This is a genomic window from Imperialibacter roseus (assembly GCF_032999765.1).
In the GTDB taxonomy this organism is placed as follows: Bacteria; Bacteroidota; Bacteroidia; order Cytophagales; family Cyclobacteriaceae; genus Imperialibacter; species Imperialibacter roseus.
On sequence record NZ_CP136051.1, the window covers coordinates 4,067,001 to 4,079,063 of the forward strand.

8 protein-coding genes are annotated in these 12,063 nt (G+C 48.4%); 4 read left to right on the forward strand and 4 right to left on the reverse strand.

The annotated features are described in order from the left end of the window. The first annotated feature begins 5 nt into the window (after positions 1-5). The gene (locus RT717_RS17070) at positions 6-2,837 is read left to right on the forward strand and encodes a FlgD immunoglobulin-like domain containing protein (RefSeq protein WP_317487596.1); all 2,832 of its coding nucleotides are present in this window, start codon (positions 6-8) and stop codon (positions 2,835-2,837) included. 369 nt (positions 2,838-3,206) lie between these two features. On the opposite strand, the gene RT717_RS17075 is transcribed toward RT717_RS17070, so the two are convergent. Further along, positions 3,207-3,368: a hypothetical protein gene (locus tag RT717_RS17075; RefSeq protein WP_317487597.1), complete on the reverse strand. Its 162-nt coding sequence runs from the start codon at positions 3,366-3,368 to the stop codon at positions 3,207-3,209. 85 nt (positions 3,369-3,453) lie between these two features. Here RT717_RS17075 and RT717_RS17080 point away from each other — a divergent pair, with 85 nt between their 5' ends. The 3 genes from RT717_RS17080 to RT717_RS17090 all read left to right on the forward strand — a co-directional run bounded on the left by RT717_RS17080 (position 3,454) and on the right by RT717_RS17090 (position 7,922). Continuing rightward, on the forward strand, positions 3,454-4,407 hold the full coding sequence (locus tag RT717_RS17080; protein ID WP_317487598.1) for an L-threonylcarbamoyladenylate synthase: 954 nt from the start codon (positions 3,454-3,456) through the stop codon (positions 4,405-4,407). A gap of 124 nt (positions 4,408-4,531) precedes the next feature. Then, entirely contained in the window at positions 4,532-5,716 is a 1,185-nt protein-coding gene (locus tag RT717_RS17085) for a phosphoglycerate kinase (protein ID WP_317487599.1), read from the forward strand. A 124-nt stretch (positions 5,717-5,840) separates the two neighbouring features. Continuing rightward, positions 5,841-7,922: a tetratricopeptide repeat-containing sensor histidine kinase gene (locus tag RT717_RS17090; protein WP_317487600.1), complete on the forward strand. Its 2,082-nt coding sequence runs from the start codon at positions 5,841-5,843 to the stop codon at positions 7,920-7,922. On the opposite strand, the gene RT717_RS17095 is transcribed toward RT717_RS17090, so the two are convergent. The 3 genes from RT717_RS17095 to RT717_RS17105 form a co-directional block, all read right to left on the reverse strand. Further along, complete coding sequence (locus tag RT717_RS17095) at positions 7,915-9,822, reverse strand: RecQ family ATP-dependent DNA helicase (protein WP_317487601.1); 1,908 nt, start codon at positions 9,820-9,822, stop codon at positions 7,915-7,917. The genes RT717_RS17090 and RT717_RS17095 overlap by 8 nt on opposite strands. Positions 9,823-9,835: 13 nt before the next feature. Beyond that, the gene (locus RT717_RS17100; RefSeq protein ID WP_317487602.1) at positions 9,836-11,032 is read right to left on the reverse strand and encodes a S41 family peptidase; all 1,197 of its coding nucleotides are present in this window, start codon (positions 11,030-11,032) and stop codon (positions 9,836-9,838) included. Between the two features lie 215 nt (positions 11,033-11,247). After that, on the reverse strand, positions 11,248-12,021 hold the full coding sequence (locus RT717_RS17105) for an enoyl-CoA hydratase/isomerase family protein (RefSeq protein ID WP_317487603.1): 774 nt from the start codon (positions 12,019-12,021) through the stop codon (positions 11,248-11,250). Positions 12,022-12,063: the final 42 nt, after the last annotated feature.

The following is a 12,063-nucleotide window of genomic DNA, read 5'->3' on the forward strand; positions in this document are numbered from 1 at the left end:
TTGATATGAACAGAAGGATTCTCTTTATCTCCGCACTGCTACTAGTCTGCGGCGTCCTTTCGATTTACTTTTTAGGAAAGTTTTCAAACGACGGCGACCAGCAGTCGGCTGAAGTACTGGCCACGCCGTTTACCCCCACCAGCCTGGGGGTTGAGGAAGATCCGGATGCCAGAGCCAACTTCGAACATATGATGCTGGCAGACCCGGCGTCAGGAGCGATCCCGGCCGGTATTCACAGCAAGGCCCTCAAGTTTACCCGACAGCTGCCTACAAGCAGAGAAATGAAGCTCGGTGGTTTTGCGAGAACCGAGGAAAGGGCATACATCCCACGAGGGCCGTTCAACGTAGGCGGACGTACCCGGGCGCTGGCCATCGACCGCAGCAATGAAAAGGTAATTCTGGCGGGAGGCGTTTCCGGTGGCTTGTGGCGAACTGAAAACGAAGGCATTATATGGAAAAGAATCACGCCCCCCGAAATGATCAACAGCGTGAGTTGTCTGGTGCAGGACACTCGGGATGGCCGCACCGATACCTGGTACTTTGGCACCGGTGAGTATTCGCTTTTCAACTCGGCCAGAGGCAACAATTCCACGCCCTACAGAGGCGACGGTATTTTCAAATCGACCGACAAGGGACTTACCTGGCAGCCACTGAGTGCTACTGTGTCAGGAGATGTTACCACCTTTGGGAGTCCTTTCCAGTACATCTACAAACTTGCCATCAACACGGCCAACAGCAATGAAGACGAACTATATGCCGCCACTATTGGAGGTGTGATCCGCTCTTCCGACGGCGGCGAGACCTGGGCAACTGTGCTGGGTGCAGATTTGCTGAGCGAGCCGCCCGGTACCGATTTGAATAACAAAACCTTCCCCTTCTTTAGTGACGTGTCAATTACCAAAAGTGGGATTAAGTATGGTGCGTTGAGCACTGTGAGCAACGCCGACAACAACTGGGCAAAAGCCGGTATTTACAGATCAGAAGATGGACTATCCTGGGTCAACATTACCCCCACAGGGTTTCCCTCTCAATATAGAAGGATAGTCATCACACCTTCGCCATCTAACGAAAAGGTCATCTACTTTTTAGTTGATGCAGCCGCTACTAATCTGTGGAAAGCCACCTACCTGGCATCTGGCGACAAGTATATTTGGGAGAACTTGTCATCCAACATACCAGACTTTGGCGGCAGAGTGGGCGAGTTTGATACCCAAAACGGCTACAATATGCTACTTGAGGTGCACCCCACAGATGAAAACATAGTGTTCTTGGGTGGTACCAATTTGTTTCGTTCTTCTGACGGATTCAAAAGCAAAGACAATACAGAGTGGATTGGTGGCTACAGCCCGGAAAACAACGCCAGCCAGTATTCCAATCACCACGCCGACCAGCATGTGCTCACCTTTTACAGTTCCGATCCAGCCAAAATGCTTTCCGGGCATGACGCAGGAATCTCTATAACCTGGAGTGGACTATCGAAAGAAGTAAACTGGCTAAGCCTTAACAACGGCTACCTCACCTCTCAGTTTTTCACCATTGACATCCCCAAATATGAGTACAGCGACCTGATGGTGGGAGGTATGCAGGACAATGGCACATACCTCAGAAGTGCACCTGGCGAAAACCCTCCGTGGGATCAGGTTTTTTCGGGGGATGGCAGCTACTGCCAAACCACCTCCGACGGCACATTTTGGTATGTGTCGGCGCAAATGGCGCAAATCTACCGGCTTACATTCAATACTAAATTCGAACTCACCGGCTATGCCAGAGTGGATCCACTCAATGGGGGCCTCGCCAGCGACAATGGCTACCTGTTCGTGAACCCCTTCAGGCTCGACCCTGTCAACAATAATATCATGTTCCTGGCAGGTGGAAATGTTATCTGGAGAAACTCGAACTTAAGCCAAATCGCCAATGGTTCGCAAGACAAGACAAGCACCAACTGGCAGCGGCTTGAGTCGTCGGTTATTCCGGAAGGGCAAATCACAGCCATGGAGGTAAGCACCACAGGCGAAAAGTGGCTGCTCTACGGCAACAGCACAGGAAGGCTCTTCAAACTGCCATTAGCAAATGGAAATAGTTTTGATATGGAGGAAATCACGGACCCTGGTTTTCCGCAGGCTTTCATAAGCTCCATTTCTATCGACCCTTCCGATCACCACAATATCATGGTAGTATTTTCCAACTACGGCATTCCCAGTGTCTTCTTTTCAGACGATGGTGGCCTTTCGTTCATCGACATCAGTGGCAACCTGGAGGAGAATGCGGATGGAACAGGAAATGGCCCCAGTGTCCGTTGGGGGCAGCTCATCCCTATGAAAGACGGTGAGCTAATGGCTGCCGTGGGAACCGGATCGGGGCTTTACGCAACCGAAGCGCTGTCGGGAACTGCCACCACCTGGTCAAGAGAAGGTGCAGACGTGGTTGGGTACAGCGTCATCCCCATGCTAAGCTACAATCCGCTTGACGGGCGGCTGGCCATTGCTACCCATGGAAATGGGATATTTGAAACCTTTATATCGGATCATCTGGTGATCGAAAAAAAACCTTCTTCGGAGAAATTTATTGTTGGTGCCCCCTACCCCAACCCTTTCACTGATTTGATCAGCATTCCCTTCGAAATACCAAAAAAGCAAATTGTGAAATCCATCATTTACAATGCAGCGGGCCAGCAGGTCAAAACGCTTGTTTGGGGTACACAGTTTGAAGGGGCCACTACTATGACATGGGATGGAACGAACGTGACGGGCACGGCAGTGGTGGATGGAGTTTACTTTTGCCGGATACAGTTGGCCTCAGGTGAACAAAAAACCGTCAGGCTCATACTCAACCACTAAAAATAAGAAACCCCGGCAGACAAAATCTGCTCGGGGCCCACCATCAACCTTAATTAAACCTTAAAGAACCTAATCAATTGGATCGTTTTCCATTTGATTAATTAATTCAAATATAGAGCGCTGCTATGATACTATTCAGGCATTAAACCTGGCAATATTATACATGTAAGTTTTGGTGCAAAAAACAATACTTGTATGCCCTTCAGAAAGATAACACATCAGAATAGTGCTATGAAAGCAAAGAACTGATGTAAGTATTTCCTTATTTTCTACAAAATATTGGGCGATTAATCGTAGGCAGCGCTAATTCATACCTTTGAATAGTCAAAACTCCTTCAGGAGCATCTGCAAGATATTCTTTGTTTTATCCTATTTGGAACTAATCAGCACCAACATAAAGGCGATGACCATAAGCCAAAACTTGTAGGCAGCAATAGCAGGGATAATGACAATACTCAACTCACCCAAAACAAGTAGCAGCACAACGAGTACGGCGATTAGTTTTATGACAGATCTTGTTCTTTGACTCATAGCTTTAAAATATTTTTTGTGTGTAATTTAATACATCACGAAATAAACAGAATAATTGTAGATTCGCAGTATCTGATGAAATTTCATGGCGGAAATAGGGATCGACATAGACCAAGCAAAATCCTTTCTGGATCGGGGGCAACTGATAGGGCTCCCTACCGAGACCGTGTATGGTCTTGCGGGAAATGCTTTTAATGAATCCGCCGTTTTAAAGATTTTTCAGGTAAAGAACAGGCCCTCGTTCGATCCGCTTATTGCACACACCAATAGCCTCGAAAAAGTGAAGACATTTGTTAAGGACATCCCGGATGTAGCACTTGACCTCGCTGAGGCATTTTGGCCCGGCCCGCTCACACTACTGCTTCCAAAGAAAAAAAGGATTCCGCTCCTGCTAACCTCCGGGTTAAAAACTGTGGCGGTGCGAATTCCCGATCACCCGATCACTACGGAATTGCTGGAAAAGCTTGACTATCCGCTGGCGGCACCCAGTGCCAATCCATTTGGCTATGTAAGCCCCACCACGGCACACCATGTGCAGGACCAACTTGGGGAAGCCATTCCTTACATCCTCGATGGGGGACCTTGCAGAGTGGGTATTGAGTCGACCATTATCGGGTTCGAAAACAATAAGCCGGTTGTTTATCGGCTGGGTGGTAAGCGAATTGACGAAATAGAAAAGCTCATTGGCACAGTGCGCATAAGAACTAATATGAGCTCCGACCCCACCGCACCAGGCATGCTAAAAAGCCACTACGCTCCTGTGAAAAGGGTAGTTATTGGCGACCTGGAAGAGCTGATCCCCAAATTAAACCCGCTGAAAGTGGCGGTTATTTCATTTCAGAAAGACTATCCTGAGGTGCCCGAAAACCATAAGTTCATCCTGTCGAAAACGGGAAATATTGATGAAGCAGCCGCCAACCTGTTTTCAGCCATGCGAAAAATGGATAAAACAGCTGCCAACTGCATTGTTGCTGAATATGTCCCGGAAATCGGTTTGGGGAAGGCCATTAATGACCGCCTGAAGCGTGCCCAGGCATAGCTGAAAATGAAAGACCCTGCGAACCGCTTTCAAACTCGCCTAAAAAAAGTAATTTTACATCTATCATTAGCCCACATTCTCGAGCCAATTTATTTCCCTGGTTTTAAAAAATTAAAAACCTTTTATGATAACACTAGATCAGTACAACTTTCAAGGAAAAAGAGCGCTAATACGGGTCGATTTTAATGTGCCCCTCGACAAGTCAAACAATATCACAGACGACAACCGCTTGAGGGCAGCCATTCCGACTATCAATAAAATATTAAAAGACGGAGGCTCGGTGATTCTCATGAGCCATTTGGGCCGCCCGAAGGAAGGGCCGGAAGACAAGTTCTCGCTGAAGCATGTAGTTGCCTACCTAAGTGAAGCCCTTGGAACAAAGGTTCAGTTTGCAGACGATTGTATTGGCGACGCTGCTTTCAAAATGAGTGCCGATCTACAACCAGGAGGTGTTTTGTTACTCGAAAACCTGAGGTTTTACAAGCAGGAAGAAAAAGGTGATGCTGAGTTTTCTCAAAAACTTGCTAAGCATGGCGATGTGTACGTAAACGACGCCTTCGGCACTGCCCACAGGGCCCACGCCTCTACCACCATTGTAGCCAATTATATGAAGGACAAGGTGTGTGGCTACGTGATGCAGGCAGAGCTTGACAACGCACAGAAGGTACTTGAAAATGCCACAAAGCCATTTACGGCCATTATGGGTGGTGCTAAAATTTCCGATAAAATACTGATCATAGAAAGGCTGCTGGATACAGTTGATCACCTCATCATTGGCGGCGGCATGTCCTACACGTTCTTCAAAGCAATGGGCGGCCATATTGGCAAATCACTGGTAGAGGAAGACAAGCTTTCACTCGCCAAAGAGTTGATTCAGAAAGCCAAAGAAAAAGGTGTTGAGCTTCACTTGCCTATCGATTCGATAATAGCTGACAACTTCAGCAACGACGCCAACACAAAAGTGGCCAACAACCACTCTATACCCGACGGCTGGATGGGGCTTGACATCGGGCCTGAGGCAACGGCCATCTTTTCGAAGGTGGTAGAATCCAGCAAAACTATTCTCTGGAACGGGCCTATGGGCGTGTTTGAAATGGAAAAGTTCGCTAATGGAACAAAGAAAATCGCCGACGCTGTAGTGAAAGCAACAGGCAATGGTGCTTTTTCTCTCATTGGGGGAGGTGACTCTGCTGCTGCCGTTAACACACTCGGCTACGGAGACAAGGTAAGTTACGTATCAACAGGAGGCGGAGCCCTTCTTGAGTTCATGGAAGGCAAAGAACTTCCGGGCGTAAAGGCCCTTCAATAGAGCCACACCCTGAAAATAAATAAAAAAAAGGCGGCTTTAAAGCCGCCTTTTTATATTTTCGTAGACCACAGACCTTAATAATATCCTTAGAGTGCTTTAACCTATAAAAGACTGCTTTACAAAGGTGAAATCACTTCTTCTCTTCATTGTAATCCTTTCTATTTCAGCCAATCTATTGGCTGGCTCCGTCTATTTCCCTTCCGACAAAAGTCGGGACAGCTTGACCAACCTGCTCCAAACCAGTGAGAAAGAGCAACTTGTGGACGTGCTGAACGAGCTCTCCCTGTACTACAATATCTCTGAACCCGGAAGAGCCAGCACTTATATTCAGCAAGCAAAAAAATTAGCCGAAGAGCTCAACTATAAAGCTGGCCTGGCCTTCGCCATCAAAGAAGAGGGCATGATGAAGCTCAATAATGGAGAAATCATTGCTGCGCTCACGCTTCTTGAGCAGGCCAGAAATATCAGTGTTGAAATTGAGGACAATCGACTCATAGGTCGGTCTTTGCACTGCATTGGCCTTGTATACTCTCATTTTGGTTTTTTCGACTACTCGCTAAAGTACTTCAGGGATGCCGTTGCCACCTACAAAAAAGCTGAGCAGCATGAGCTGATAGCCTACTGCTTCTACGATGAAGCTTCGGTGTATATCAAGAACAAAGAATTTAAAAAAGCACTTGAAAAAATAAGAGAATGTGATGAGTTCAGCCTCAGCAATAACGTTAAAATTGATGCAGGCTTTTCCTATATTCTCCTGGGAGATATTTATGCGGGTTTGAACCAGGACACACTAGCTTTTGAAAACTACAAGGTAGGGCTCGTACAAATCGACAAAGAGCGTCATTCATCACAAACCAAGGCATTGGGCCTTAGGGCGTTGGGGAAATTTTACCTCGCTAAAGGACTTTACAGCGAAGCCAAAAATACTTTTCTCGAAGCTCAGTCGATCATCGACAAGGGCTCCAACGAAATTGAAAAAGGTGAAATAATGCTGGATTTGGCCAGCTCGTACTTAAAACATGGGCAGCTGACAAATGCTATTAAGATGGTTGACTCTGCTCTTGCAAAAAGCGAAAAAACCAAAGCAATTGCCCTGCTGACCAGGGCACTCTTTACAAAAGCAGAGATCCTTAAGAAAATGGGACTGGAAGGGCAGGCGCTAAAAGATATTTCGAGGGCCTATACTCTTCAGGACTCGATTAACTCAGAGGGGTATAAAAACTACATCGCCGATATGGTGGCCTCTTTCGAAATCCAAAAATCCAACCTTAAAATCCAAGCCCTCAACAATCAACTTGAAGCCACACAGGGGGAGTTGGCAAGCACCAGCACCTTGTCAAAATATTACCTGGCCGCTACAATTTTCTTTGTGGCGCTGCTTGCATTCATTGCTTTTGACCAGCTAAAGCTAAAGAAGATCACAAAGAAGCTCTATGCTGTTAACGAGCAGGTGAACAATCAAAATATTGAGCTGAAGAAACTTGACGACGAAAAAAGTGACTTAATTAAGCTTGTGGCACACGACATGCGCAGCCCTGTAAACAATATTGTTTCCATCGCCGGGCTGCTGGAGCATGAAGCCACTACTGCAGAAGAGAGAAAAGAATATGTGCAACTGATAGAATCCATCTGCCAGCGAATCAATAGTAGCATCTCTAAGTTCCTGGGCAGGAATGAGCAAGCTGCGCCAGCCAGCAGGGTACCAGAGCTTGAGATGGTGAGTATCAATGATTTGATACTTGAAACGATGAGTGAGTTTAGTCCAAAAGCTGCATCAAAAGATATTGAGCTACAATTTACGCCAACACCTAAAAAGCACAAGGTGTTAACTGACGGCGACTACATCTCGCAAATCCTTTCCAACCTTTTGTCGAATGCTATAAAGTATTGCCAGTCGGGTGCCACTGTCAGCCTGGAGTTTGCCATGCAACCAAAGCACTGTGCCATCATAGTAAAAGATAATGGCCCCGGTATTTCTAAAAAGGAACAATTGACCTTGTTTGAAAAATACACTACCACCAGCAATAAGGCTACTGGAAATGAGTCTTCCACAGGCCTTGGCTTGTCCATAGCAAAAAAGCTTACCCAGGCGCTGGGAGGGGATATTCAGGTAGAAAGTGAAATTGGCAGGGGCTGTCTGTTTATTGTGAGCATTCCAACAGCGGAAAATAGTCACGTGCCTCAGCAGACGATGCTGGCTAAGTGAGTATCAGCTTCCCTACTTCATTGTATCGCACCTTTTCTTCATCCAGTAAGTGCCTGATTCCGTACATTCTTGCTTCCTTTGTCTTGCCAGAATGCCCCTTCATTAGTTGCTCCAGTGATACCTCATTCTTTCCAATTTCATCCATCAGCTGTGTCAGCAGTTTATTGAAGTCATTTTCTGACTGAAGGATCTTCTTTTGCCTGATGCAGTAGTCGCACATCCCGCAGGGGATGTCGTTTTCTTCGCCAAAGTATTCCTGAATCACCTGCGTTCTGCACCTCACTTCCTGCTGCAGGTATTTTAGCATGGCGTCTACCTTGTCAATCAGCTCTTCTCTTCGTTGCGCCAGGCGTTGCTTGTCGATGGAAAGCTTAGCGGCATCCTGGCGGGGAGTGAGGAACTGCACCTGGGGTGAGTCCTTCATTTTTTCGTACACAAAGGCCCCCTGTGCGTCCAAATACGTCAACTGCTTTACCACTTCAGCCCTCGTGCAATTGGCCAGCCTGGCAATGTCACTTTCGGAAATTGTGGTCAAATGAGCGAACACCTCACCACCAAAAAGGCGGAGCGTAGCCTTGATCACTGGATCCAAATTGGCGTTAGCCACCTGAATCTTATAAAGCTCCTGCTTGTCGACCTGAGCAAACAGCCTCGATGGCTGATAAAAGCTCTCTGTCAGCTGGATCAGCCCTTCCTCTTCCAGTTTTTTCAGCGCAGCGAAGGCTTCAAACGGATTCAGCTGGTAGGTTTTGATGAACTGTTCATAGTCAAAGTCGAACGACACAAATTGCGAACTGCCCACCGCCAGCTTGAAGTAGTTGGCCAGTGCCTGGTATACCTTTTTGAGGTACTCTACCTCTGGCAGTGAGCGAAGGGTGCGTTCCTTCAGCTCCTTTACGTCCGCTGCCAGGTAAATCATGACTGCGTAGGCAAGCTTCTCGTCACGGCCTCCCCTACCCGCTTCCTGGTAGTAGGCCTCGAGGCTGTCAGGAATATCGACATGGATGACGACCCGCACATCGGGTTTGTCGATGCCCATGCCAAATGCGTTGGTAGCCACCATCACCCTGACCTTGTTGTCGATCCAGTGGGTTTGCCGGTTGGCCCGCTCCATGGCATTCAGCCCTGCATGATAGTAGGAGGCAGAAATGCGGTTCGACATGAGCCATTTGGCCAACTCCTCGGTGCGCTTGCGGCTCCTCACATACACCACGGCCGATCCAGGCACATTGGTGAGTACCTCCAGCAGCTTCCTGCCTTTGTCTTCCACCTTAAACACCGAGTACGACAGGTTCTTTCTGGCGTAGCTCTTCATGAAAACAGCCGCTGCTTTCATCCTTAGCTTATCCTGTATGTCCTGCTGCACTTTCAATGTGGCCGAGGCAGTCAGAGCGATGAGTTTTGCGTCGGGAATTTTTTCCCTGAAATCGGCTATTTGCAGATAAGGCGGCCTGAAGTCGTAGCCCCATTGGGAAATGCAGTGCGCCTCGTCGATGGCCAACAGCGATACCTTCATTTTGGCTGCCCGCTCGATGAAAATCTCCGTCAGCAGCCGCTCCGGTGAAACGTACAGGAACTTAATGTTACCATAGATGCAGTTGTCGAGAATGATGTCTATTTCTCTTTTGCTCATGCCTGAGTAAATGGCCTCGGCTTCAATTTCCCGTTTTTGAAGCTGGAATACCTGGTCTTTCATCAGGGCAATCAGGGGCGACACCACTATGCAAATCCCTTCCATGCACAGGGCAGGCACCTGAAAACAAATGGATTTGCCGCCTCCCGTGGGCAGGAGGGCCAGTGTGTCGTTGCCGTCGAGCACACTTTGAATGATGTCTTCCTGCAAGGGCCGGAAGGCATCGTATCCCCAATATTGCTTTAATATGTCGGCTGGCGCTTTCACTATTCGAAGATATCTATTGCAAAAGCTTGATAGCAGTGATGAGGTAAATATCGTTGCTCACCCGCTGGTCGATGGGCAGCTTGGCCATCGATTCGCTTACCGACGGCTCCTGCTGCACGAGAAAATCGGGCAGCACACCGCTGGCCTGCCACGACCGCCCAGCAGGTGAATACATAGCGCTGCTGATAAACTTCACCCTGTACTGGTTTTCGAGTGTGTAGGTGGTTTCAATTACCCCTTTGCCAAATGTTTTGGTGCCGATAACGGTGGCCCGCTTGTGATCCTGCAAAGCTGATGCAATGATCTCGGCGGCGGAAGCGGTGTTCTTATTCACGAGCACCACCATTTCAAAATCGAAAGGTGCCTCTCTGTCAGCCACGATGGGGGTGGCTTTGTCGCTGCGGGCCACTGTGCGCACAATGATATTGTTCTTGCTTAAAAACAGGTTGGCTATGCTCACCCCTTCGTTCAGCACCCCACCCGGATTGTTGCGCAGGTCGAGCAGTATTTTTTTTACTCCCTGCTCTTTCAGTTTTTGCAAGTCGGCAGCCAGCTGCTGCGTAAGCCCCTGCGACACATTTTTAATTTCTACCAGGGCCGCTGGCCTTCCAGGAAGCACAGTCACTTTCAGGTCGTTGGAAGGAAAGGCAGCCCGTTTCAGCTTTACGTCCATCACGCTGACGTCCCGGATCACTTTCAGACTGGCCTCTGAGTTGGCTGGCCCATCCAGCAGGTCGTTGACAAAGGCAAGCGTTTTGCCCTTCAGCACCTCTCCGTTGATGCGCACGATGCGGTCGTACACTTGCAGCTTGCCCACGGCAGGCGAGTCTTCCAGCACCTCGGTTACCGTGAGGCTGCCGTCGTTGGTGTTGAAGGTGCTGTTAAAACCAAGCGACACCTTTACGCCCTTAAGTGAGTTCAGAATGTTTTCATACTCCTCCGGCGTCCATATTTTTGCCAGGCCGGGATTTTCAGGTGGCGAAATATGGCGCAGCATGCCTTCAATAGCAGCCCAGTAGAGCGCCTGTTCTGTGATGTCGGCAGAGTAATAGTTGTTCAGGATCAGTTCTCTCACGTCGTTAAAAGTCTTGTCCGGGTTGCTGAAATCGTGGGTGATTGTTACCGGGAAAAGCGGTGCAATGGCGTTTTGCGCCAAACCGACGGAAAAGCTGAAGAGAAAGGTGAACAGCAGGACTAAGGGACTTTTCATGATGTTACAATTGAGTCGTCAGGAAGAGTAAATCTAAAGCTAAGGCAAGAGGAGAGAAGAACCAGCATTGGTTCGAAAAAATGGTTGGTATTAATTACGTCCGGTCACACTTAACGAAGATTCCCACGATCGCTAAACGTGCAGGTAGATCGATCAACACTCTCGTGCTCTCTCGGAATGACGTTCCTAATTAGAAGTCATTTCGCCCAAAGTCGTTACCAGGTGATCTTCTCTTTGTTCAAAAAGGCTGCCATCCCTCTCTTGCAGTCTTTGGTCGAGCGGGCAACGGCGTTTTGTTCGGCGGCATATTGCAAAGCATCCACAATGGACATCTGCTGCACCTCTGCCATCATTTGTTTGGTCATGCCCATCGATTGCTCGGAGTTGCTGCTAATGAGTTTCGCAGCCATTTCCTCCACCCTGGATGCTAGCCTGTCCGCTTCAACTACCTCATTGACAATACCCAACTCCCAGGCCTTTTTTGCATCTATCAGCTGCCCGGTCAGCAGCAGTTCTCTTGCCTTTGCATCTCCCAGCTTCCGCACCAGAAAAACCATCACAATGGCTGGGATGAAGCCGATCTTGACCTCCGTGTAGCCAAACTGGGCTTCGGGCACGGCGTACACCATGTCGCAAACAGTGGCCAGCCCACAGCCACCCGCAATGGCAGGGCCCTGTACCTGGGCAATTACCACCTTGGGAATGGTGTAGATCATCTCAAACAACTCTTTGAGGTGGATGCTGTCCTCCAGGTTTTCTTCGTAGGTATTGCTTTGCAATTGCTGCAAATAGGCGATGTCAGCACCGGCGCAGAACGACGTTCCCTCAGCCTTCAGGATGATCACTTTCACTTTCGGATCGTAGGCTGCTTTTTGAAAGGCTTCCTTCAGCTCTGCTACCAACTCATGGCTAAGGGCATTTCGTTTTTCGGGGCGGTTAAGGGTGATCCACGCCAGGCGCTCCCCAGTTTCATATTTAATCAGGTCCATGTTGTTGCTCTTTGCCGTGAATTTAAGGAGTGGAAGGACGTA